The organism is Myxococcales bacterium (assembly GCA_016706225.1).
In the GTDB taxonomy this organism is placed as follows: Bacteria; Myxococcota_A; Polyangia; order Polyangiales; family Polyangiaceae; genus JADJKB01.
Genome location: JADJKB010000003.1, coordinates 739030 through 763086, shown reverse-complemented (window position 1 = coordinate 763086; position 24057 = coordinate 739030). Strand labels below are relative to the sequence as shown.

The 24057-nt window shown below is 66.9% G+C and carries 14 protein-coding genes and 1 riboswitch; of the genes, 4 read left to right on the top strand and 10 right to left on the bottom strand.

Annotation, left to right across the window (positions count from 1 at the left end):
• Positions 1-35 precede the first annotated feature (35 nt).
• Positions 36-136, top strand: a riboswitch (TPP riboswitch).
• 45 nt (positions 137-181) lie between these two features.
• Positions 182-1957 (top strand): phosphomethylpyrimidine synthase ThiC, encoded by a 1776-nt coding sequence (thiC, locus tag IPI67_05015; GenBank protein MBK7579551.1) that lies wholly within the window; start codon positions 182-184, stop codon positions 1955-1957.
• Positions 1958-1969: 12 nt separating this feature from the next.
• Here the strand turns inward: thiC and IPI67_05010 are convergent, their stop codons facing one another.
• The 10 genes from IPI67_05010 to IPI67_04965 all read right to left on the bottom strand — a co-directional run bounded on the left by IPI67_05010 (position 1970) and on the right by IPI67_04965 (position 18057).
• A complete protein-coding gene (locus IPI67_05010; GenBank protein ID MBK7579550.1) occupies positions 1970-2413 on the bottom strand; it encodes a hypothetical protein in 444 nt (147 codons plus the stop codon).
• The gene (locus IPI67_05005; GenBank protein ID MBK7579549.1) at positions 2406-5213 is read right to left on the bottom strand and encodes a hypothetical protein; all 2808 of its coding nucleotides are present in this window, start codon (positions 5211-5213) and stop codon (positions 2406-2408) included. The genes IPI67_05010 and IPI67_05005 overlap by 8 nt, the downstream gene beginning before the upstream one ends.
• Positions 5214-5289: 76 nt before the next feature.
• Positions 5290-8241: a hypothetical protein gene (locus IPI67_05000; protein ID MBK7579548.1), complete on the bottom strand. Its 2952-nt coding sequence runs from the start codon at positions 8239-8241 to the stop codon at positions 5290-5292.
• Positions 8242-8326: 85 nt separating this feature from the next.
• Positions 8327-11533: a hypothetical protein gene (locus IPI67_04995; GenBank protein ID MBK7579547.1), complete on the bottom strand. Its 3207-nt coding sequence runs from the start codon at positions 11531-11533 to the stop codon at positions 8327-8329.
• A 9-nt stretch (positions 11534-11542) separates the two neighbouring features.
• Positions 11543-12562: a PEGA domain-containing protein gene (locus tag IPI67_04990; protein ID MBK7579546.1), complete on the bottom strand. Its 1020-nt coding sequence runs from the start codon at positions 12560-12562 to the stop codon at positions 11543-11545.
• 8 nt (positions 12563-12570) lie between these two features.
• The gene (locus IPI67_04985; GenBank protein MBK7579545.1) at positions 12571-14097 is read right to left on the bottom strand and encodes a protein kinase; all 1527 of its coding nucleotides are present in this window, start codon (positions 14095-14097) and stop codon (positions 12571-12573) included.
• Positions 14098-14195: 98 nt separating this feature from the next.
• Positions 14196-15911: a bifunctional metallophosphatase/5'-nucleotidase gene (locus tag IPI67_04980; GenBank protein ID MBK7579544.1), complete on the bottom strand. Its 1716-nt coding sequence runs from the start codon at positions 15909-15911 to the stop codon at positions 14196-14198.
• A 28-nt stretch (positions 15912-15939) separates the two neighbouring features.
• Positions 15940-16797 (bottom strand): Hsp33 family molecular chaperone HslO, encoded by an 858-nt coding sequence (locus tag IPI67_04975; protein ID MBK7579543.1) that lies wholly within the window; start codon positions 16795-16797, stop codon positions 15940-15942.
• Between the two features lie 44 nt (positions 16798-16841).
• Positions 16842-17036, bottom strand: coding sequence for a DNA gyrase inhibitor YacG (gene yacG / locus IPI67_04970; protein ID MBK7579542.1), 195 nt, complete (start codon positions 17034-17036; stop codon positions 16842-16844).
• A 7-nt stretch (positions 17037-17043) separates the two neighbouring features.
• Positions 17044-18057, bottom strand: a complete 1014-nt coding sequence (locus IPI67_04965) for a lamin tail domain-containing protein (GenBank protein MBK7579541.1) — start codon at positions 18055-18057, stop codon at positions 17044-17046.
• Between the two features lie 142 nt (positions 18058-18199).
• Between IPI67_04965 and IPI67_04960 the strand changes: the two genes are divergently transcribed.
• The 3 genes from IPI67_04960 (at position 18200) to IPI67_04950 (ending at position 24040) form a co-directional block, all read left to right on the top strand.
• Complete coding sequence (locus IPI67_04960) at positions 18200-20278, top strand: glycine--tRNA ligase subunit beta (GenBank protein ID MBK7579540.1); 2079 nt, start codon at positions 18200-18202, stop codon at positions 20276-20278.
• 21 nt (positions 20279-20299) lie between these two features.
• Positions 20300-21193 carry a bile acid:sodium symporter family protein gene (locus IPI67_04955; GenBank protein ID MBK7579539.1) on the top strand — a complete coding sequence of 298 codons (894 nt, stop codon included), beginning with the start codon at positions 20300-20302 and terminating at the stop codon, positions 21191-21193.
• A 102-nt stretch (positions 21194-21295) separates the two neighbouring features.
• Positions 21296-24040 (top strand): pyruvate, phosphate dikinase, encoded by a 2745-nt coding sequence (locus IPI67_04950; protein ID MBK7579538.1) that lies wholly within the window; start codon positions 21296-21298, stop codon positions 24038-24040.
• Positions 24041-24057: the final 17 nt, after the last annotated feature.

Genomic DNA, 24057 nt, shown 5'->3' with positions numbered 1-24057 from the left:
TACTGGCCGCCCCGGGAGTTCTCGGTTACGAGCCCACGTGTCGCTCGGGGCGCGGCCTCTTTCAGAGGCAGCTGAGAGGAACCCGCACAACCTGATCCGGTTCGGACCGGCGGAGGGATTGCGACGACCGGTGGACCCGGCGTCGTTTCCGACCGAGTGACAAGGAAGGACGACCTCCTACATGCCCACCTGGACCTTGCCCCACCGCGGCGCTCACAATCCATCGACACTGCGCGAAGGAACGAGCCCGGGTTCCCTCGCCAACGCCGCTGACATCGGCGGCCCGCTCGCCTTTTCGTCGCCGGACACTCCCGGCATGCCGCCCCCCAGCGACAAGACTGCCTGGGATTTCCTGCCCGATGGCTGGCGGCGTGGCGATGACGGGTTCGCGGTTGCGCCGGAGGGGTTCGTCCCCGTCACCCAGCTCGAGCACGCACGCCTCGGCGCGGTCACGCCCGAAATGCGGCGCGTCGCCGCCAGCGAAAGGCACCTGACACCCGAGCAGGTTCGGGACGAAGTGGCGGCCGGTCGCATGATCATTCCGGCCAACCGCGTGCACCTCTCGTACGCGCTCGAGCCGATGTGCATTGGCAGGGCCAGTCGCACCAAGATCAACGCGAACCTGGGCGCCTCACCGGTCTCCAGCGGCCTCGACGAGGAGGTCGAGAAGATGCGCTGGTCGGTGCGCTGGGGCGCAGACACGGTGATGGACCTCTCGACCGGCGGAGATCTCGACGCCTGTCGGGACGCGATCATTCGGGCCTCCAGCGTGCCCATCGGCACCGTGCCGATCTACTCGATGATCATCGGGCGCAAGATCGAAGAGCTGAGCGAGGCGGTCATCCTGGAGACGCTGCGCAAGCAAGCGGCGCAGGGCGTCGATTACTTCACCATTCACGCGGGGGTGCTGCGTGAGCACCTGGCCTTCGTGCAAAAACGCCTGATTGGCATCGTCAGTCGCGGAGGCTCCCTGCTGGCAAAGTGGATGCTGGTGCATGGTGCAGAGAACCCGATGTACACGCTGTTCGAGCGGATCTGCGACGTGATGCGTGAGTACGACGTCTCGTTCTCTCTCGGCGACGGCCTGCGTCCGGGTGGGCTCGCGGACGCCAGCGACCAGGCCCAGCTGAACGAGCTCGAGACGTTGGGGGAGCTCACCGAGCGCGCCTGGAAGAAGGGCATTCAGGTCATGATCGAGGGACCCGGGCACGTGCCGTTCGATCAGATCGAATACAACATGAAGCTCGAGCGTCGCCTGTGTCACGGCGCGCCGTTCTACGTGCTCGGTCCGCTCGTGACGGATGTCTTCCCCGGTTACGATCACATCACGAGCTGCATCGGTGCGACGTCAGCGGCGTACCACGGAGCGTCGATGCTGTGCTACGTCACGCCGAAGGAACACGTCGGTCTGCCCAAGAAGGACGACGTGAAGCAGGGTTGTATCGCCTACAAGATCGCGGCGCACGCCGCGGACGTGGCGCTCGGCATTCCGGGGGCTCGGGACTGGGACGACAACCTGACCAAGGCCCGCGCGGCGCTGAACTGGGAGAGACACTTCGAGCTCGCCTTCGACGGTGACTACGCCCGGGCGCTGCACGACGAAGATCTCGACGTCGACACCGACTTTTGCGCGATGTGCGGGCACGACTGGTGCTCGGTGCGCATCTCCAAGGAGATCGTGGAGTTTGCGAGTGGCAAGGCGGACGGGTTCGAGCGCGAGCGCGTGCTCAAGAGCCCGGCGCTGACACCCGAGCAGCGGGCCACGCTCGAGAAGCGGGGTGTGCTCCCGCCGGAGGAATTGCACCGCTTGGCGACCAAGACCAAGGCACTCGTGGGCGCCGAGGCGGGCGCAAAGGCCGGCTGCCACAGCGACAACGTCGACCCGGACGCCGCGCTCGAGATTCAGGCGCAGCGCCTGATCCCGCTACGCAAGAAGGACGAACCGCGCGCTCCCTGAGACCGACGTATCTCAATCCGTCGCGGCATCGCTCGGGCAACTCGAGGCGGGCGCCTCGCAGCCGTCCGTCACGTTCTTGTTGCAGTCCGCGAGCCCCGGTTGGCAGAGGTTCGTGCACGACGCGGACTGACAGAGTGTGCCCAGGCAGACGCTGGCGCAGCTTCCGCAGTGCTCGGGATCGTTCTTCTTGTCGACGCACACGTCGTTGCAGCAGATGAACCCGATGGGGCAGTTGGCGCACGGGGCGTCGCTGGTCGCATCGGCGTCGGTAGTTCCGGCGTCGCTCACCGGCACACACTCGTTCGCTGCGTTGCACTGGAAGCCCGTCGAGCACTTGCCGCTCGGGCTGCAGGCGCCCTTGGCGAGGGAGCTCGAGAGATCGTCTTCGGCGCAGCCGATCGCCACGCCGAGCGCGAGCACCGCGCAGGCCAATCCCGTTCGGACCAGCTCAACCACAGAACCCGCCGGGTTGGCAGCGGCGACCGGGCAAGCACTCTCCCTCATTGCATTTGCACACGCCGGAGGCGGTGTTGCAGGCGCCGCCGCCGCCAGCGTCGCAAGACTTCGTCGCGGAGCATTTGCACGAACCCTCCGCGCACACGAACCCAGCAGGGCAAGCGTGTCCGCAGGCGCCGCAGCTGGCGGAGTCCGTCAAGAGGTCCCGGCACCCGCTGCCGCAGCAGATGTATCCCTTGGGGCAGGCCGCAGCGCCGTTGCAGCTGCACGCTGCTCCCGAGCACGTCTCGCCGTGTGCGCACTGGCTGCCGGCACACACACACACCGGAGGCCCGGTCGCAGTACCAGCTTCGCAGCTCCCTCCTTCGCCGCAATCCTGCTCCGAGCCGCAGCCGCACAGGCCGGCCTTGCACGCCTTGAGCGCCCCGCACGAGTTTCCACAGCCGCCGCAGTTGGCCGGATCGTCCGTGGTCGAGAGCTCACAGCCGTTGTCCACCTCGGGCGACGCTGGGTGTGAGCAGTCGCCAAAGCCCAGCTCGCAGAACGGGACACACAGACTGTTCGAACAGCCGAGGGAAGACGTCTTGTCTTTGGAACAACCTCGGCCGCACTTGCCACAGTTGTACGGATCCGCGCTCGTGTTGCTCTCGCAGCCGTCCGAAGACGTGCCGTTGCAGTTTGCGTAGCCGGCCGAACAGGTCAGCCCGCAGACGCCGCTCGTACATTTCGGGCTGGCGTTGGCTGCGCTTGGGCAGACCTTGCCGCAGGTCCCGCAGTTCGCGGCGTTGGTCAATGTGTCGACGCAGCTGCCCGAGCAATTGACGAGCGGCGCGGTGCAGCTCACGATGCACAGCCCCGCCTGGCAGACTTTACCGCTCCCGCACACGACACCGCAGGCTCCGCAGTTGTTGTTGTCGGTCTGGGTGTTGGCGCACGCCCCGCTGCACTTGGTGAAACCCGCGTTGCAGCCGAACGAACAGGCGCTGGAGGCGCACACCCCGTATCCGTTGACGGGGACCGGCGTGCAGGTGATGCCGCAGCCGCCGCAGTTGGGGAGTTTGCTCGGGTCCACGCAGGTCGTGCCACACCTGATCAGCCCCGCGTTGCAGCTGAACCCACAGCTGCCACTGGAGCAGAAGGCCACGCCTCCGCTCGGGGTCGCGCAGGAGTTTCCACAAACGCCGCAATTCTGCGGATCCGAGCCGGTTGCCACGCACTGTCCGCTGCAGTTCGTGGTGCCTGTTGGACAGCTGAGCGTGCAAGCGCCGTTGGAGCAGACCTTTCCAGACGAGCAGACCAGGCCGCAGCCGCCGCAGTTGTTGTTGTCGGTCTGTTTGTTGATGCACTGTCCGCTGCAGAGGGTCAGCCCGCTGTTGCAAGTCGGCGTGCAAGCGCCGCTCACACACGCCATGCTCCCGCCCTGTGGGGCGGAGGCGCAGGCGTTGCCGCAGGCCCCACAGTTCTGTTTGTCACCGGTGGTGTTCACGCAGGCGCCGTTGCACTTGGTGTACCCGGAGCTGCAGCTGTAGTCGCAGCTGCCGTTCGCACACGCGGGAGTCCCGTTCGCAACTCCCGGACAGTTCGTGCCGCAGGCGCCGCAGTTCGTTGGATCTTGCTTGAGATCGACGCAGGCAGCGCTGCACTTGGTCGTGCCGGCGCTGCAGCTCAGGACACACAGCCCGGCGGAACACACCTCGCCGGATTTGCACGCGTTGCCGCAGCCGCCGCAGTTGGCGACGTCGCTGTCGGTCTTCAGGCACTTGTCGCCACACTTTGCGAAGCCGGGGTCACACACAAAACCGCAGGCACTGGCGGAGCACGTAGCCGTTGCGTTGGCGGGGGCAGTGCAGGCCTTGCTGCAGGCGCCGCAATTGTTCGCGTCCGCCTTGACGTCGATGCACGCCGCGCCGCACTGGGTGGTGCCCGAGCCGCAAGCGACGTTGCAGACCCCAGCCTTGCATGTGGGTTTGCCGTTCGACGGCGACGGGCAGGCGTTGCCACAAGCGCCGCAGTTTTCCACGTCGGATTGGGGTTCCACACACGCTGCGCCGCATTGAGTCAGCGCGCCGCAGCTAGTCGAGCACTTGCCGGTGTTGCACACCTCACCGGTGTTGCAGATGGTGCCGCACGCGCCGCAGTGATTGGGCGACGTGAGTGTGTTGACACATCCGTCGGCACCACACGCCGTGAACCCCGGGTCGCACTGGGTGCCACACTTGCCTGCGCCGCAGGTTCGTCCGCCGTTGTTGGCCGCCGGACACTGCTTCGCACAAGCGCCACAGTTGTCGGGGTCCTTTGCCGTGTCGATGCAGGCGACGTCGCACAGGGTCGAGCCGGCACCGCACTCGAGCGCGCAACCTCCGCCATTGCAGCTCGGGGCGCCGCCCACGGGGGCGCTGCACTCCGTCTGGCAGGCGCCGCAGTTCTTCGGATCCGTGGCGGCGTCGACCTCACAGCCGTTGACGATGTTCTTGTCGCAGTCGAGGCTGCCGAGCTTGCACTGATTCGTGCAGGTCCCCCCGGCGCAGGTGGTTCCGGGGCAAGCGTTGTCACAAGCCCCGCAGTGCTGGGCGCTCGTCTTCAGGTCGGTGCACGCGCCGTTGCAACACGCCTGGCCGGCCGCGCACGCGGCGCAAGGGCCGGCGTCTCCGGCGTCGGAGCCCGCTGCCCCGCCGGTCGCCGTCGTGCCGCCGGTACCGGCTGGGCTCTCGAGGTCGTCGATCGAGACGAAGCAGCTCGCGAGTATCAACGCCACGAGCACCGACAGCACGTGGCGCACGAGTCCGCGCGGGCGAGTCACAACACGTGAGCGTAGCACTGGGTCGGCGCTTCGAGCGAGAGGGTGTGGCGCGGTCCAAGCGGACCCACGCGTTCGGTCATTTGCAAACGTTGCCGGGGAAACAGCGCTTTCCGGCGGGGCAGATTGTCGTGCCACATTTGCACAGGGAATCCGCTCCGATATCCACGCACGCCACGTTCGTGCCGCCCAGGTTGCAGTCTGACGCTATCTTGCATTGGCACTTGAAGCCGGAACAGCCGAAGCCGGGCGGGCACGAGCGGCCGCAGGCTCCGCAGTTCTGCGGGTCCGTCGCGAGGGAGTGGCAGTCGTTGGCGATGTTGCCGTCCCGATCCGGGCAGCAAGTCATGCCGGGGCCGGGCGGGCACGTGGGGCCGCCGTTGCAGCTGCAGGTTCCGGATGTCGGCTCGCCGCCGCTCCCGCCCGCACCGGTGAGACTGCCGGTGCCGCTGGTGCCGCCCGTGCCGCCGCTGCCGCCACTGCCGGCCGCGCAAACCTCGCCGGGTCGGCACAGCGTCGAGGAGCACGTGCACAGGCCGAGGCTGCAGCTACCCTTCGTGGGGCTGCAGTCCGCTGCCTCGTTGCAGCCGCAGGCCAGAGGCGGGGCCTGACTTGCGGCCGGATTACACACGAAATCGTCGGCCGCGGTGTAGCCCTGTTTGTTGCACGCGACCCCGCAGCCACCGCAGTTGCCGTCGCCGGCGGCCGTTTCACAGCCGTCGTCGGCCGACGGCAGCGGTGGCGCCGCGCAATTGCTGAAGCCGACGCTGCAAGTCGAGTCGCATCTGCCGCTGTTGCACGAGATGCTCATGACGTTGGTCGAGCTGCACGCGCGGGTGCAGGAGCCGCAGAAGAGCGGGTTGGTCTGTAGGTTGACCTCGCAGCCGTCCGCCGACGCCCCGTTGCAGTTGCCGTAGCCCAACGAGCACGTGAGGCCACAAGCTCCGCCGTTACATTTCGCCGTCGAGTTGGGGCCGGCCGGGCATACGTTGCTGCAAGTCCCGCAGTTCATGGGGCTGTTGTCCGTGTCCACGCAGCTGCCGTTGCAGTTCTGGAGCGGTGGCGTGCAGTTCACGATGCACTGGCCGCCCTGACAGACCTTGCCGCTTCCGCACACGACGCCGCAGCCGCCGCAGTTGTTGTTGTCGGCTTGAAGGCTGCGGCAGGCACTGCCGCACTTGCTAAAACCAGCGTTGCACTCGAACGAACAGCTACTCGATGCGCAGGCCGGGTAACCGTTGGAAGGCGGCGGGGTGCAGTCGTTGCCACAGCCGCCGCAGTTCGGGAGCTTGGTGGGGTCCACACAGGTCTGACCGCACTTGATCAGGCCGGCGCTGCAGTTGAAGCCACAGGTCCCGCCGGAGCAGAAGGCCTGTCCGCCGCTCGGCGCGGCGCAGACGTTGCCGCAGCCCCCGCAGTTCTGCGGATCAGCGCTCGTCGCCACACATTGCCCGCCGCAGTTGGTGGTGTTGGTCGGGCAGTTGAGCGTGCAGGCGCCGTTGCTGCACACCTTTCCTGTCCCGCACGCAAGTCCGCAGGTGCCGCAGTTGTTGTTGTCGGTTTGTTTGTTGACACACTGACCGTTGCAGAGGCCGAGGCCCGCGTTGCAGGTCGTCGTGCAGGTGCCGGCCACGCAGGCCACGCTGCCGCCGACCGTGGCGCCCGGGCAGGCGTTGCCACAGGCCCCACAGTTCAGTTGGTCGTTCGAGGTGTTGACACAACCCGCGTTGCACTTGGTGAACCCAGCGCTGCACGTGTAGTCGCAGACGCCGCTGGTACAGGACGGTGAGCCTCCGGAGACGCCGGGACACGCCGTTCCACACGCGCCGCAGTTCGTGGGATCTAGGTTGGTATCCACGCAGGCCGTGCCGCACTTGGTGGTGCCGCTGCCGCAGGTTGCCTGGCACTGCCCCGCGGAACACACCTCTCCCGCCTTGCAAGCGTTGCCGCAGTTGCCGCAGTTGGCGACGTCGCTGTCGGTCTTCAGGCACTTGTCGCCGCACTTCACGAAGCCGGCGTCGCAAACGAACCCGCACGCGCCGCTGGAGCAGGTTGCCGTGGAGTTGGCAGGCCCTGTGCACGCTTTGTTGCAGGACCCGCAGTTGTTGTTGTCGGATTTGGTGTCGATGCACACGCCACCGCACTCGGTGGCGTTCGAGTTGCAGGTCACCCCGCACGAGCCCGCTTTACAGCTGGGTTTCCCGTTCGGCGTGGAGGGGCAGGTGTTGCCACAAGCGCCGCAGTGCTCCACGTTGCTCTGACCGTCGACGCAGGCCGCTCCGCACTGGGTCAGCGCCCCGCAGCTCGTGTCACACTTGCCCGCGTTGCAGACTTCTCCGGTGTTGCAGATCTGGCCGCACGCTCCGCAGTTGCTCGGCGAGGTCGCGATGTTGACGCAGCCCGCACTGCCACAGTCGGTGAAGCCAGGATCGCAGCCTGTGCCACATTTCCCGGTGCTGCACGTCCGCGTTCCGTTCTTCGTGACGGGGCAAACCTGAGCGCAGCCGCCGCAGTTGTCTGGGTCCACGTTGGTGTCGATGCAGGCGACGTCACACAGCGTAAAACTGCCGGGGCAGCCAAGGCCGCACACGCCGCCATTGCAGACCGCCGCGCCCCCGACCGGCGCGCTGCACTCGTTGCCGCAGGCGCCGCAGTTCTTCGGGTCCTTCGCGCTCTGGACCTCGCAGCCGTTCACGATGTTCTTGTCGCAGTCGAGGCTGCCCAGCTTGCACACGTTCGTGCAGGCGCCGCTCGAGCACGTCGTGCCCGGACAACTCTGACCACACACTCCGCAGTGCGTCGAACTGGTGTTCAAGTCGACACACGCGCCGTCGCAGCAACTCTCCGCGGGGAGGCAGGCCGCGCACGGCTCGGCGTCGCCCGCGTCTGCTCCGCTGGTTCCGCCTGTGCCCGCTGTCCCACCGGTGCTCGCAGGCGGCTGAAGATCGTCGATCGAGACGACACAGCTGCCGAGCAGCGCCGCGGCCAGAAGCAGCCGCAGATGCCGCGAGGATCCCCGAGCCAGAGTCACAGCCGATCAGGGTATCACGGGCGGGCCGCGCTGCTGCCCGCTCGCGTGTGGGCGGGGGCGTGCGAGTCAAAGAACTGGCGTTCGGCTACTTGCAGAGGTTGCCCGGGAAACAACGCTTTCCGGGCGGACAGATCGTCGTGTTGCACTTGCACACGGAATCCAGGCCCACCGCCACGCACGTCACGTTCGTGCCGCCCATCTGGCAGTTGGCGGCGGACTGACATTGGCAGGTGGAGCCTGCGCAACTGAAACCGGGTGGACAGGCTCGGCCGCAGGCGCCGCAATTCTGGGGCTCGATGGCCAGGGCGTGGCAGTCGTTGGTGGGGTTGTTGTCGAGATCCGGACAGCAGGTCATTCCGGGGCCGAACGGGCAAGCGGGGCCGCCGTTGCAGCTGCAGAAATCCTCGGTGCCAGCGAAGGCTCCGGCGGTACCGGTGCCGCCAGTGCCCGTGCCGCCGGTGCTCGTACCGCCGGTGCTCGTACCGCCGGTGCTCGTACCGCCAGTGCCCGTACCGCCTGTGCCCGTACCGCCTGTGCCCGTACCGCCGGTGCTGCCGGTGCCACCCGAGCCGCCCGAGCCGCCGGTGCCGCCCGTACCGCCCGAAGCCGAGCAGACCTCGCCGGGATTGCATATCGCCAACGTGCACGTGCACAGGCCGAGCGCGCAACTGCCTTTGCCGGTGCCACAGTCGGCAGCGTCATTGCAACCGCAAGAGAGCGGTGGCGTGATCATACCCGCCGGGCTGCAGGCAAAATCGTCAGGCCCGGTGAAACCTTGTTTGCTGCAAGCGACGCCGCAGGCGCCGCAGTTTGCATCGCCCTGGGAAGTCTCGCAGCCGTCGTCGGCGGTTGGAACTGCCGGCGCGCCGCAATTGCTGAACCCGAGGTTACAAGTCGAGTCGCACATCCCGACACTGCAGGAGATGCTCATGACGTCTTTCGTGTTGCACGGTCGCGAACACGAGCCGCAAAATAGCGGGTTGGTCTGGAGATTGATCTCACAACCGTCAACGGGGTTCAGGTTGCAGTTGCCGTAGCCCAACGAACACGTGAGGCCACAGACCCCCGCGTTGCAGCTCGCGGTGGAGTTTTGCCCAAACGCGCAGGTCTTGCCGCACGTCCCGCAGTTCGCCGGGTTGCTGTCCGTGTCGACGCAGTTCCCGCCGCAGTTCTGCAATGGCGGCGTGCAGTTCACGATGCACTGGCCGCCCTGACAGACCTTGCCGCTTCCGCAGACGACGCCGCAGCCTCCGCAGTTGTTGTTGTCGGCCTGAAGGTTGCGACAGGCGTTGCCACACTTCGTGAAACCACCGTTACAATCGAACGAGCAGCTGCTCGAGGCGCAGGTCGGGTAACCGTTCGTGGGAGGGGGCGCGCAATCGTTGCCACAGCCGCCGCAGTTCGGCAGTTTGGTGGGGTCCACGCACGTCTGACCGCACTTGATCAAGTTGCCGGTGCAGTTGAAGCCGCAGGTTCCGCTCGAACAGAAGGCCTGGCCGCCGCTCGGGGTGCCACAAACGACGCCGCAGCCGCCGCAGTTCTGCGGATCTGAACCCGTTGCCACACACTGCCCGTTGCAGTTGGTGGTGTTGTTTGGGCAGTTCAGCGTGCAGGTACCGTTGCTGCACACCTTCCCTGTCCCACACGCCAATCCGCAGGCGCCGCAGTTGTTGTTGTCGGTTTGCTTGTTGACACACTGACCACTGCACAGGGTGAGACCGGCGTTGCAGGTCGTCGTGCAGGCTCCTGCTACGCAGGCCACGCTGCCGCCGGTCGTTGCACTCGGGCACACGTTGCCACAGCTGCCGCAGTTCTGTTTGTCGTTCGACGTGTTGACACAACCCGCGTTGCACTTCGTGAACCCTGCGCTGCACGTGTAGTCACACACGCCGTTGGCACACGCCGGCGCCCCGTCGCCCACTCCGGGACACGCAGTCCCGCAGGTGCCGCAGTTGGTTGGGTCCTTCTTGGTATCGACGCACGCGGCGCCACACTTGGTCGTGCCATTCGCGCACGTCAGCACACACTGGCCGGCGGAGCAGACCTCGCCGGTCTTGCAAGCGTTGCCGCAGCTGCCGCAGTTGGCGACGTCGACGTCGGTCTTCAGGCACTTGTCACCGCACTTCACGAAGCCGGTGTCGCAGACGAAGCCGCAGGCACTGCTGGAGCAGGTTGCCGTGGAGTTGGCGGGCGCCGTGCAAGCCTTGCTACAAGCGCCGCAGTTGTTGGCGTCGGTCTTGGTGTCGATGCAGAGCTCGCCGCACGCGGTGGCCCCCGAATTGCAAGTTACTCCGCACAAGCCCGCCTTGCAGTTGGGTGTCCCGTTCGACGTCGAGGGACAGGAGTTGCCGCAAGCGCCGCAGTTCTCCACGTCGACTTGTTTGTCGACGCAGGCCGCTCCGCACTGAGTGAGCGCCCCGCAGCTGGTGTCGCACTTGCCCGCGTTGCACACCTCGCCGGTGTTGCAGATCTGGCCGCACGCCCCGCAGTTGCTCGGCGCCGTCAATGTGTTGACACACCCGTCGGGCCCGCAGTCCGTGAACCCCGGGTCGCACGCGGTGCCGCACTTGCCCCCGCTGCAGGTGCGCGCGCCGTTGTTGGCGGCCGGGCACTGCGCGGCGCAGTCGCCGCAGTTGTCGGGATCCTGGCCGGTGTCGGTGCAGCGAACGTCGCAGAGCTTCGTCCCTGAACCGCAGGCGAGCGAGCAGGCCCCGCCCTTGCATTCCGCGTTGCCGCCGACCGGCGCACTGCACTCGTTCCGGCAGTTGCCGCAGTTCTTCGGATCCTTCGCGGCGTCGACCTCGCAGCCGTTGGCGCTGTTCTTGTCGCAGTCGAGCTGGCCGAGCTTGCACGTGTTGGTACACGTCCCGCCCTGGCAGGTGGTGCCTGGGCACGGGGTGCCGCAGGCTCCGCAGTGCTCCGAGCTGGTCTTCAGGTCGACGCAGGTTCCATCACAACACTTTTCACCAACCGCACAGCTCGCGCACGGATCGGCGTCGCCGCCGCCGGTGCCCCCGCTGCCCCCACCCTTGACACACACGCCGTGGGGAGTGCCGGCCTTCGGTTTGCATGTGTAGCCGTCCGCGCACTTGCTGTCCGCGTCGCACTCGCCGCTCTCGAGGTACTCGGACAGGTCATCCGCGGCGCAGCCGGTCTGTCCCAGCAAGTTCCACGCAAAGAACATCGCGGCGAGCAGCATCAGCCGCCGCAGCGAGAGCAACCCAGGCTTCGGCCGGGAACGCCGCGGCTCCAGGCCGCTCGTCGGGACGCGATCTGCGTTTCTTCTTGCCATGGTTTCCCCTCAAAAGCGCCCGGCAAAGGTCGCGGCGCAGCTACCCGGCAGGCAGGCGAGCCCCACCGAAGGTTGTTTCTCTTGGGTGGGTGCCTTGGTCAGGTCCAGCGCCAGCAGCACACCGCCGGCCACGACGGCCACGGCACCGACGCCAGCGAAGATGCGGGCGGTCTTCTGCCGGCTCTCCATCTTGTCGAAGGCATCGTGACGAGCAACCTGTGTTGGCTCGTTCTTGACGTCTTCCTCTGCGCTCGAGCGCATGACCTCGAAGACCGCGGCGCCACCGAGGGCCACGGCGCCGACCCCAAACGCTGTCCAGGTCATCCAGCTGACGCTGCCAGTCTGCGGGGTGCCCCGGTCGATCGGCTCCGCCTTCGATGCTTTTGTTGCTCCGGGCGCCGCGGCGACCGCGACCTCGAGTGTCACACTGACGTCCATCGCGCGGTGAGCGTCGAGCTCGAACGGCTCCTCCGCGTCTTGGTAACCGTCGAGAGACAGCTTCACCCGGTGTTTGCCCGGGAGGATTTCCCCAGTCCACGGTGCGACTCCGACGGGTTGGTCGTCGATGCGCACTGTCGCGCCCGCCACGTTCGACAAGATCGTCACTTGCTGACGCCCGCGCTCGGTCTGCAGTTTGCTTTCCAGCTCTCCGATGCGCTTGTCCACGTTCGCGCGGTCGCTCGCGTCGGGAGTCTGTCGGAGATACTCACGGTAGAAGCGCAACGCCCCGGCGGCATCGAGCAGTTTGTCGTAGGCGCGGGCCGCATTGTAGCTGAGGGCGGGGCTGGGAAACTCTCGGTGGGCGTCCAGGAAGGCGTCGACCGCGTCTTTGAAGCGGTTGTCCTTGAAGGCGACGACACCACGCTCGAAGTGCTTCTGCGCCCGGGCCTTCGCGGCGGGATCTCTGGCGGCCTGCGCCGCCACCGGTTTGGCCGCGGGCTCTGCGCTCGCCGTGAGCGGTGCCAGGGCAAGTGTCCCAGCGAATGCACAAGCGGAGAGCACCCCGCGCAAGAAAGCTCGATACTCCATACAAAAGCTCAGAAGGGCTTCAGCGTGTCCAACGGATCTTTCTCCGGTGGCTTGGCTGGCTTGTCCGGCGTTTTTTCGGGGACCTTTGGCGTCTCCGGCGGCTTGGCCACTGGCTTGCCGCCAACCGCGGGATTTTTGACGCTGGGCTTGTGTGCGGGCATCGGCGTCTTGGCGCTCGCCTCGGGCTCCGCGCTCATCGCCGGCTCGGGGCTGGCTTCGGGCGCAGCGCTCGGCGCCGTCGGCATCACCGTGGGTACCACCGGCGTGCTCGCGCCCAGCGCGGTGGAGGCGGTGAAGACTGCTGAGTTCTCGGCCTCCGGTTTCGGCGTTGGCCCGCTGAGCGCCCGCAGGGCAACACCAGCCCCGATGACGAGCGCGACCACCACGCTGACGCCGACGATCACGACGGTCGAGCGACTGCGAGCCACACTTGCGCCGGACACGGTGGCAGACAGCTGAGTCGCGGCAGGTCCGGAGCCGGTACCAGCGACCGCGGACTGAGCGGCCGGCATCATCGAATTGCCCTCCATCGGCATCGAATCCGGCGGGCGCTCGACCCAGGAGCTCTGCAGATTCGAGCCCGTGATGTCGTCGGCCACGCTGTGCGCGAGCGCCCAGCGCGCGAGGGCGCCGCCCAGCTCGCGCATGTTTGGCCAGCGGAGGTTTTCGTCCTTTTCCAGCCCCTTGGCGACGATCCGCCACAGCTCGTCGTCGCCGATCCCGAGCTCGGTGAGCGGCTTCGGTTTGCCTTCGAGAATCGCAACCACCAGCGCGGTGTACGAATTTCCGTTGAACGGCAGGCTGCCGGTCATGACCTCGTAAAAGACGACACACATCGCCCACACGTCCGTGCGTGCGTCGACGTCCAGGCCGCGAGCCTGCTCCGGTGACATGTACGCCGGGCTGCCCATGGCGGCGCCCATCTGAGTGATGCGGGCCGTGTCGTCTTGTTCGAGCTTGGCAATGCCAAAGTCGACGACCTTGGGCTGGACCTTGCCGTTCTCTTCTTGCGCCAGGAAGATGTTCTCGGGTTTCAGATCGCGGTGCACGATCTTCTTGCCGTGTGCGACCGCCAGCGCATCGACGATGGGCAGCAGAGTGCGCACCGCCTTGAGCGGCGCCATCGGACCCTTGCGTTTGATCACCTCACCGAGATCTTCGCCGTTCAAGAGCTCCATCACGATGTACGGGTCGCCGGTCGCGGTCTTGCCGAAGTCCGAGACCCGCACGATGCCTGGGTGTCCGAGGCGCGCTGCCGCCCGAGCTTCCTGCAACAGCCGATTGCCGAGGTCCGCGTTGGCGAGATCCGAGCGGATGAACTTGATGGCGACGTTGATGTCGAGGGCCTCGTTGTGGGCGACCCAGACGCTGGCCATTCCGCCTTCACCCAGCCGGCGGACCAGCCGGTATTTCCCGCCGATCAACTGCCCGGCGGTCAGGTCGACGCTCTTCGTCGACACGCTGACCTTCTGGGTCTCGACCGAGATCGTATCGGCCGAATCCAGGAGGTCGTCGGGTGTGGTCGGACCCTTCATCCCAGCGTGCTCAAGTTAGCACGCGACCCCCGAGCCAGCGAGATTCGGGCCGTTCCCACCTAGGTCTGGAATTTCCCTACATGGACGGGCGCCGCCCCTCACTTGCCGCAGCGGATCGGGCGGGCGCTCGGCAGCCGGAGTCGAGGTCGCTTCGGATCGAGGAGCTTTGGGTCTTCCCCGTCCAGGCTTCCGTTGTGTCGTCTGAGCTCGCCAGCGAGGGCGTCGCGGACCGTGAGTGTCTCGGTCGCGAACGGAACGGCCGGGCGACCGGCGCCGGCGAAGAGCTCGTCGCCGCCGGATGCCAGGTAGTCACTCGTGACGATCGTGACACGCTCGGCGTCCGTGAGCGGTTTGCCATTCGGCCGGATGAGCGCCACCTCGAGGCGATCCCCGATGCATCGCGCCTCGACGCGGGCCCCGGCGATGGAGAGGATGCCGTGTCGACCTCGCTCCAGATGCAGCCTGAGCACCTCGCGCAACGCGGCGACGGCGAGCGTGAGGCGGGCGACTCGGTTGTCGAAGGGTTGGCTCTCGTAGAGCTGCCCGTAGGTCAGGTCACCCACAGGGAGCGGCGCGCGCAGCCCGCCACCGTTCAGCAGCGCGATGTCGGCGCCCGGCGTGGCAGCGAGCAGCAGATCGCTGAGCAGGTTGCCGAGCGCTGACTCACTGCCGTGCTCGGACAGCACGGCGTGTATGACCTCGACGCCGAGGCGCTCCGCGCGGCGTTTGCGCGCGGTCTCGCGAAACGGCGATACCACGGCTTCGATGGTGGCGCTCGGGACGATCGTGCGCTGTTCGTAGCTTCCGGGTGAGCACTCGGCCGCGTTCACATCGATGCAGATTTCCCTCGGAGGAAACAGCTTTGCGCTCACGGGCTGAGAGGCGTCCCGAGGCACGTGGAGGTCGATGCGGGAGAACGCCCGGCCGTAACAGAAGGACTCGGCGACGGCGATGCCCGACAGAAAATGCGCGACCCCCTGGTGGGTATGCCCGCCAATGACGGCATCCACGCTGTTCTGCGGCAACTGGGCGAGCACTCGGTTGAGCTCTTCGTCTGGTGCACACGCGCTCTCGCGCCGGGCGTCGTCGAAGCTGTGACACTTGCCGCCGGCGTGAGCGACGGCGAGTACGGCTCGTGCGCCTTGCTCTCGCAGGAGCTTCGCCTCGGCGCCGATGGCCGGGGCGAGGGGCGTCACGTCGAGCCCGACGAAATACGCCGGCATGACGATGCTCGGTGTCTCGTGGGTCAGCACGCCGACGATGCCCAGCTTCACACCCGCCACCTCCACCAACGTCGAGGCGCTGAGGTTCTTCCAGCCAGGTGAGCGACGGGTCTTCGTGTCGACCAGGTTGGCAGAGAGCACCGGGAACCGTGCCTGGGTCAGACGCGCCCGCAACGCTCCCGCGGGATCGGCGCCGGAGGACGGCTCGAGATCGCCCACCGGCCCGTAGTCGAAATCGTGGTTGCCGAGCGCCGCAGCGGTGTACCCGAGGCTGTTGAAGGCGGCGATCACCGCCGCCCCCTCGTTCAGGTTCGACTCGAGAGTCCCCTGGAACATGTCGCCAGCGTCGACGAGCACGACGCCACCGTCCGCGCGTCGCAGCTCTCGGAGCCGCTCGACGTACCCGCCGAACGCGGGCAGGTGCTCGATGTGCCCGTGCACGTCGTTGGTCCCGACGATCGTGATGACGGTCTCAGCCGGCTCAGCCAAGGGCGGCGAAGTTGGCGTGAGCGGAGGCTGGGCCTCGGGCGGGGCGGCTGGCGTGCAGCCGGTCAGCCAGACCGCAAACAGAGCCGTGCTCGCCGGGCGCATGCGGCGCGCAGCATACACCGGCTTTGGCTCAACTCGCGTCGACCAGGCCGCGCAGCTTGGCGGGGGCGATCTGATACGGCGCGTTGCAGTAGTCGCAAGAGATGTCGAGGGCTCGCCCCTCCGCGATCAGATCCTCGATCTCCGCCCGGTCCAGCGTGGCGAGGACCGACAACAGCCGCAGTTCATCGCACCAACATGCAAAACCGACGCTGCGCTCATCCAGACGCGTGTGCTCCATGCCGTGAAGCAACTCGTCCAAGAGGTGACGTGGGGTGAAGGCCGCATTGTGCAGCTCGGCGTCGATGCTCTCGAAGTCGCGCAGGCGCTCGGTCATGATCATCAGCGGCCCGCGACCGACCTCCGGCAACAGCTGCACCAGGTAACCCCCCGCAGCGGTGACCTCGCCCTTCTCGTGCAGCGTTCCGACGGCGATCATGCTCACGACCTGCTCCGAGATTTGCATGTACGCCATCAGGGCCTGGGACATGTCACCGCCCGCCGGCATCTCGACGACCCCTTGGTTGATGCGCCCGCCTGGCAGCGTGCGCATCAGCTGCAGCAGCGCGCCGGGCCCGGTGTTCACCCGGTCGCTGTCCTCCGGCAGCTGAATGAGTCCGCGGGTCATGCCCGACGGGTGCGAGTCGGCGATCAAGCTGCCGCGCCCGTCGACCCCGCGCAGCACGCTCTGCACTCGCAGGTTCGGCGCCATCGTCTCGCGGAAGAGCACCGAGCCGGTGATCAGATCCCCAAACGCCCGAGCGGTGACGGCGTTCCCCCGTTGCGCGGCCATCACCCCGCGCACGGTGCTGGTAGTCTTGGCGACCACGACGCGAAAGGCACCGTCGTTGGTGATCGCCCGGAGCACGCTGTCGCCGCCGGCAAGCATCAGACGAAGCTCAGTCTAGCACCGTCAAAAAGCCCCGTAATTGCTCAGTTCAGCTTCGAGTCACCGGAGTCGGACGTCTCGGACTCCAGCGCGTCGATGGGCTCACTCATGCGATAGGAGCCGTCGAACCAGTTCCCCAGGTCGATGAGCTTGCAGCGTGCCGAGCAGAACGGACGTGGCGGAAAATCGTCGGGCGCGTCGTCGATGGTCTTCTGGCAGGTCGGGCAAACGATCTTCATACGAGTCTCAGTTGGTCGCGCCGGCGGTGCGGGCGCCGATCTTGAAGTCCGCAGAGTTCACGTTGGTATCCGTGCCGTTTGGCTTGCGTGCGGCGGATTGGCTGCTGGGGATGTTCGCGACCGGTGTCGTGCCTTCGAGGTAAGGGTGGCCAGCGATGGCGCTGCCGTAGGCCATGCTGTCCTTGATCGTCGTGCCGTCGAACAGCGCCACGCCGCCACCTCCGGCGGCCAGTCCGCTGCTCAGCGAAGCGTCCTTCGGTGTGAAGGTAGTGCCGCCGATTACGAAGTAGCCGCCGACCGCGATGGAGTCCGTGTTGAGCCCACTCCAGTAGGTGGACCCCGAAGTCGTGTTGTTGGCGTTGATGTACTTGAGGGACCAGGTGCCGAGGTTCGCGCTGCAAGTGCCGGCGTTGTGAAGTTCGACGAACTCGTCGGTGCCCGTTGCGCCGTCGGGAGAGATCTCGTTGATCACGAGCTTGGCGCAGGTCGTACCGCCGGTGCCACCCGTTGCGCCGCCAGTGCCACCCGTAGCGCCACCCGTTCCGCCCGCGCCACCCGTTCCGCCCGTGCCACCCGTTCCGCCCGTAGCGCCACCCGCCCCGCCGGTGCCGCCCGTAGCGCCACCCGTCCCACCGGTGCCACCCGTTCCTCCGGTCCCACCGGTCGTCCCGCCGGTGCCGCCACCGGTTCCGCCGGTGCCACCCTTGCCTCCGGTCCCGCCGGTTGCGCCGCCGGTGCCGCCGGTTGCGCCGCCGCTTCCGCCCGCACCTCCGCCACCGGTCACGCCGCCGCCACCGCCTGCACCACCCCCGCCTCCTGCGATGGTGCCGCCCGCGCCCGCGGCGCCGCCCGCTCCCCCGACGGCACCAAACCCGCCCGCGCCGCCGGGCTGGCCCGAGTCCTTCAAATTCTCGAACTGATCAGCCGGAATGAAGTCGTGCTCCGGGAAAGAGCACTGCAGTGCCGCGAGCGCGAGGCTCGCGAGCACGAACAACCGAGTCGATGAACGGGTCAATGACAAGCGCCCGAAGCTTAGCGTGAATTTCTCGGGGCCGCCTCGGAAGATGTGCGCCGCGCGGTGCCCCCACGAGCGGCTTTTCGCGCCGCCGTGGCGCAACGCGGCTACTCGATCCGGCGGGGGTGAGGTAGCGTGCCCGCCTTCCATGGCCGAGACGTTACTTCTAGAGATCGGGACCGAGGAGCTTCCTGCGTCGTTCGTCGCCCACGGTGTCGAGGCGCTACCGGCACTGCTTCGCACGAAGCTGACGGAGCTGCGGCTGACGTGTGGTGAGGTGAAGTCCGCGGGCACCCCCCGACGCCTCGCCGTGTGGGCCACCGAGCTCGCCGACCAACAGCCGGATCTCGACGAAGAGGTCCTGGGGCCACCCGCGCGCGTGGCCTTCGACGCCGCCGGGGCTCCGACCAAAGCGGCTCAGGCTTTTGCACAGAAGCTCGGCTGTGACGTCGCGGCGCTCACGCGCTCGGCGACGGAGAAGGGTGAGTACCTGAGCGGGCGACGCCGCGAAAAAGGTGCGCCGGCCGCGGCGCTGTTGCCCGCGGCCCTGGCAGACGTGTGCGCGAAGCTGACGTTCAAGAAGTCGATGCGCTGGTCGACCGAAGAAGTAGCGTTTGGCCGCCCGGTGCGCTGGCTGTGCGCTCTGCTCGGTCCGAGCGCCATCGATTTTTCTTTCGCAGGGGTGCGTTCCGGGCGAACGACCGAGGGTCACCGATTTCTCGCGCCCGGTGCCCACCCGCTCGAGCGTGCCAGCGATTACCTCGCGCATCTGCGTGAGCATCACGTGTTTGCCGAGGTCGACGACCGGCGGCGCACCATGGTCGAGCGCCTGCATGCGGCCGCAAAACAGGCCGGCGGCGTGTTGATCGAAGACGACTTCTTGGTCGAAGAAAACCTGTCTCTGGTGGAAGAACCCGAGGTCGTGGTCGGCAGCTTCGATGAGGCTCTGTTGATGTTGCCGGAGCGGGTCATCCTGGACGTCGCCAAGGGCCATCAACGCTATTTCGGCGTGCGCTCCGAGAACGGCAAACTTCTCCCCAAGTACCTGGCCGTGGTCAACACCGCGCAGAACCCCGACAACGTCCGGCGCGGAAACGACCGGGTGATGCGCGCGCGCCTCGCCGACGCGAAGTTCTTCTACCAGACCGATCTCGCGACCCCGCTCGCCGCACGCCGGGCCAAGCTCGAGGGAGTCGTCTTCCACAAGCGCCTCGGAAGCGTGGCAGACAAGGTGCAGCGCATCGAACGCCTGGTCCCGCTGCTCGGAGCCGAGCTGTCACTTTCAGCCTCCGTGGTCCAGACCGCGACCGCCGGTGCCGCCCTCGCGAAGTGTGACCTGGTCACGTTGATGGTCGGAGAGCTGCCGGAGCTGCAGGGCGAAATGGGCACGGCGTACGCGCTTGCCCAGGGCGTGCAACCGGACGTCGCCCGGGTCATTGCGGAGCACTACCAACCGCGTGGCGCCGACGACCCGACCGCGCCCACCGACGCCGCCGCGCTGGTCGCGATTGCGGATCGGCTCGACACACTCGTGGGCTGCTTCGCGATCGGCCAGGTTCCGACCGGCGCCGCCGATCCATTGGCTCTGCGTCGCGCGGCGCTGGGTGTGCTCCGAACCCTGCTCGACCGACAGTGGGATCTGTCCCTCGCTCGCGCCGTGGCCAGTGCGCACGCCGCAATCTCGGGCGTGAAGCTCGACGCCGACAGCGCGGGGACGGCCGAGAAACTCTTGCCATTCTTCAAGCAACGCCTGCGGGGTCTGCTCGAGCAGGAGCTACCGGCCGACGCCATCGAAGCGTGCCTCGCGACGGACTCCGATCGCCCGTACGACGTCGCGCTCCGCGCTCGGGCTCTGGCTCGGCTGGACGCGGCCGTCCGGGCTTCGGCCGGGGAAGTCTTCAAGCGCGCGGCCAACATCGCGAAAGATGCGCCTGACGGGCAGCCCCTCCAACCCGGTGAGGTCAGCTCCGAGGTCCACGTCTCGGAAACCAGCTTGTTCTCTGCCTTCTCGGAGCTCGGGCGGCAGGTCGGCGCGGCTCACCAGAGTCACGACTACGAGAGCGCGCTCGCGGCCATCGCGGCCTTCGCGCCGGTCCTGAGCCGGTACTTCGACGACGTGCTGGTCATGGCCGACGAGCCCAAGGTTCGGGAGAATCGCCTGAAGCTGATGCGCCAGATCCACCGCACGTGCTCCGCCATCGCGCACTTCAACTTGCTGGCGGGCTGACGACTCTGGAAGGGGAGGGAAATGCAATCGAGCATCATCACCGTCGTGTTCTTGCCGCTCGCGCTCGGCGTCATCATGCTCGGGCTCGGGCTCACGCTCACGCTGGCGGATTTTCGCCGCGTCGTGGTCTACCCGCGGGCGGTGTTCGTCGGACTCGCCTGCCAGATGTTGGTGTTGCCGTTCGTCTGTTTTGGTATCGCCCGCGCCTTCGCGCTGCCTCCGGCGCTGGCCGTCGGGCTGATGCTGCTCGCGGCTTCTCCAGGCGGGGCGACGGCGAACTTGTTCAGCCACCTAGCGAAGGGCGACGTGGCGCTGAACATCACGCTCACCGCAGTCAACAGCTTGCTGTCGCTGTTTCTCCTGCCGTTCATCGTGAACCTCTCGCTCGAGGCGTTCATGGGTGTGGGAAAGGCCATTCCGCTGCAGTTCGGCAAGGTGATCCAGGTCTTTGCCATCGTGCTCGTGCCCGTCTCGATCGGCATGCTGATCCGCTGGAAGAAGCCCGCGACTGCTGCAGGGCTCGAGAAGCCAGTGCGGCTCCTCTCGGCGGTGTTCTTGATCCTGGTGATCGTCTCCGCTGTGCTGAAGGAACGGGCCAACCTCGGCGAGTACTTCCGGCAGGTGGGGCTCGCCGCGCTGGCGTTCAATCTGGCCAGCATGGCCGTCGGGTTCTTCGTGCCGATCCTGGCGCGGGTCGAGCGCCGTCAGGCCATCGCCATCGGCATGGAGATCGGGATCCACAATGGCACGCTGGCCATCGCCATCGCGTCGAGCCCGCTCCTGCTCGACAACTCGACGATGGCGATCCCGCCCGCCATCTACAGCTTGATCATGTTCTTCACCGCGGCGGCTTTCGGCTGGCTCGTGTCGCGGCGCGGCGCGGCGGAGCCGGCGCCGTCCCCGGCCAAAGACTGAGGTTCCGCGTTTCGACGCTCCGCGTCGAGCGAGGCGCAAATCGTTCGCCGGCGGTGTCGCACCTTGCAGTCCGACTCCCGCTCTGCGATGACCTGCCCCAGCATGACGACGCAGAAGATCATTTATCGATTTCAGCCTGGCAAAGCCGACGGCCGTGGTGACATGAAGCCGCTGCTCGGTGGCAAGGGCGCGGGACTGGCCGAGATGGCCAACCTCGGCATTCCGGTTCCTCCCGGCTTCACCCTGACGACCGAGCTGTGCACGGCTTTCTACGCCGCCGGCAAGAAGATGCCGCCGGGGCTCGAGGGCGCCGTAGCGGAAGACATGGCCTGGCTCGAGCAAGAGCTCGGCAAGAAGTTCGGCGATCCCGCGAACCCGCTCCTGGTCAGCGTGCGCAGCGGTGCGCGCGCGAGCATGCCCGGCATGATGGACACCATCCTGAACCTCGGGCTGAACGACGAAACAGCGCGCGGGCTGGCCGAGCGCACGAAGAATCCGCGGTTTGTCTACGACGCGTATCGCCGCTTCCTCGGCATGTACGGCAACGTCGTCCTGAACGTGAAGCACCAGCGGTTCCACGACGTCTTGAATGCCGCCCGCCATGTGATGGCAAAAGAGCTCGGCGTCGCAGTGACCGACGACGCAGAGGCCTTGGTGCGAGCAGTGCCGGACAGCCAGCTCAGCGCCGAGGTGCTGCAGAAGGTCGTCGAGGACTACAAGAAGGTCATCGTCGAGGCGACCGGCAAACCCTTCCCGAACAAACCCTTCGACCAGCTGATGGGCGCAATCGGCGCCGTGTTCGAGAGCTGGAACAACGACCGCGCCATCTTGTACCGCAAGATGCACAACATTCCGGTCGAGTGGGGCACCGCCGTCAACGTGCAGAGCATGGTGTTCGGCAATCTCGGGGACTCGAGCGCCACGGGTGTGGCCTTCACGCGGGACCCGAGCACGGGGGAGCGTTGCTTCTTCGGTGAGTGGTTGCCCAACGCTCAAGGGGAAGACGTCGTGGCCGGTATCCGCACGCCGCGCCCGATCTCGAAGGGCCCAGACACGAACGGCCTCTCGCTGGAAGAATCGCTGCCCAAGAGCTTCGAACAGCTGCATGGGATCCAGGCCAAGCTGGAGGGCCACTTCCGCGACATGCAGGACATCGAGTTCACCATCGAAGATGGCCGGCTCTTCATGCTGCAGACCCGCAACGGCAAACGCTCCGCGCGCGCCGAGGTGAAGGTCGCCGTCGACATGGCCAAAGAGGGCCTGATCACCAAGGACGAAGCGGTCCTGCGCGTGGATGCCGGACGGCTCGAGCAGCTGCTGTTCCCGTCCATCGACCCGAACGCCAAGGTCAAGCCCATCGCTCACGGGCTGGCGGCCTCTCCGGGCTCGGTCACCGGGCACGTGGCGTTCAGCGCCGATGACGCAGAGAAGCGTGCCGAAAAGGGCGACCCGGTGATCCTGGTCCGCATCGAGACCTCACCCGAAGATCTACACGGCATGAAGGCGGCGAAGGGCATCCTGACCGCGCGCGGTGGCGCTACCAGCCACGCGGCCGTCGTCGCCCGCGGCATGGGACGGAGCTGCGTGGTCGGCTGTCACGGCATCAGCATCGACTACGAGACTCAGATCATGACCGTCCGCCCCGCGGGTGCAGACATCGTCGTGGTGCGCGTCGGGGACGTGATCACCATCGATGGCTCGTCGGGTCAGGTGTACCTGGGTGACGTGCCCAAGGTCGAACCGAAGCTCTCCGGTGAGATGGGCGAGCTCATGGGCTGGGCCGACGCCGCGCGCCGCATGCGGGTGCGCACCAATGCGGACACGCCGGAGCAGGCCAAAAAAGCCAGAGAGCTCGGCGCCGAGGGCATCGGTCTCTGTCGCACCGAGCACATGTTCTTCGAGGACACGCGCATCGCGGCGGTGCGCGAGATGATCTTGGCTGGCGACCTGGCGGCACGTCAAAAGGCGCTGGCCAAGCTGCTGCCCTTCCAGACCGAGGACTTCATCGGAATCTTCCGCGAGATGCACGGGCTGCCGGTCACGATCCGCCTGCTCGACCCGCCGCTGCACGAGTTCCTGCCGCAGCAGAGCGGACAGATCGCGGAGCTCGCCCAGACGATGGGGGTATCTACGGCGGATCTCGACCGCAAGGTCAGCGAGCTGCACGAGTTCAATCCCATGCTGGGGCACCGCGGGGTGCGCTTGACCGTGACCTACCCGGAGATCTGCGCCATGCAGAGCCGCGCCATCCTGACCGCCGCCTGCAAGGTAAAGAAGGACGGCGTCGAGGTGTTGCCGGAGATCATGATCCCGCTCTCGCTCAGCAAGAAGGAGCTCGAGCTGATGAAGGTCGTCGTGACACGGGTCGCCGCCGAGGTCTTCAAAGAAGAGGGCATCGAGGTCAAGTACAAGTACGGCACGATGATCGAGCTGCCGCGCGCGGCCCTCCTGGCGGACAAACTCGCCGAGGTCGTGGAGTTCTTCTCGTTCGGTACCAACGATCTCACCCAGACGACCCTCGGACTTTCCCGGGACGACGCCGGGCGTTTCCTGCCCGAGTACGTCGACAGCGGGATCTTGCCTCACGAGCCGTTCGTTTCGCTGGACACCGAAGGCGTCGGCCAGCTGGTCAGGATGGCTTGTGAGCGCGGCCGCGCGACGCGCCCCGACATGTCCTTGGGGATCTGCGGCGAGCACGGCGGCGATCCCGAGAGCATCTTCTTCTTCGACGACGTGGGCCTGGCCTACGTTTCGTGCTCACCGTTCCGCGTGCCGATCGCTCGGCTCGCAGCGGCCCAGGCCACGCTCCGAAAGAGCGTGAAGGGCGAACAGGGCCGGTCCGTCTGACGCCCTAGACAACCTTC

What these genes read in the sequence shown, in the direction of transcription:
- yacG (MBK7579542.1), bottom strand. Translation starts at nt 17,036, where the DNA reads ATGAAGATCGTTTGCCCGACCTGCCAGAAGACCATCGACGACGCGCCC.
- IPI67_04955 (MBK7579539.1), top strand. Translation starts at nt 20,300, where the DNA reads ATGCAATCGAGCATCATCACCGTCGTGTTCTTGCCGCTCGCGCTCGGC.
- IPI67_04975 (MBK7579543.1), bottom strand. Translation starts at nt 16,797, where the DNA reads ATGCTTGCCGGCGGCGACAGCGTGCTCCGGGCGATCACCAACGACGGT.
- IPI67_04985 (MBK7579545.1), bottom strand. Translation starts at nt 14,097, where the DNA reads ATGAAGGGTCCGACCACACCCGACGACCTCCTGGATTCGGCCGATACG.
- IPI67_04950 (MBK7579538.1), top strand. Translation starts at nt 21,296, where the DNA reads ATGACGACGCAGAAGATCATTTATCGATTTCAGCCTGGCAAAGCCGAC.
- IPI67_04980 (MBK7579544.1), bottom strand. Translation starts at nt 15,911, where the DNA reads ATGCGCCCGGCGAGCACGGCTCTGTTTGCGGTCTGGCTGACCGGCTGC.
- thiC (MBK7579551.1), top strand. Translation starts at nt 182, where the DNA reads ATGCCCACCTGGACCTTGCCCCACCGCGGCGCTCACAATCCATCGACA.
- IPI67_04960 (MBK7579540.1), top strand. Translation starts at nt 18,200, where the DNA reads ATGGCCGAGACGTTACTTCTAGAGATCGGGACCGAGGAGCTTCCTGCG.
- IPI67_04995 (MBK7579547.1), bottom strand. Translation starts at nt 11,533, where the DNA reads ATGGCAAGAAGAAACGCAGATCGCGTCCCGACGAGCGGCCTGGAGCCG.
- IPI67_04990 (MBK7579546.1), bottom strand. Translation starts at nt 12,562, where the DNA reads ATGGAGTATCGAGCTTTCTTGCGCGGGGTGCTCTCCGCTTGTGCATTC.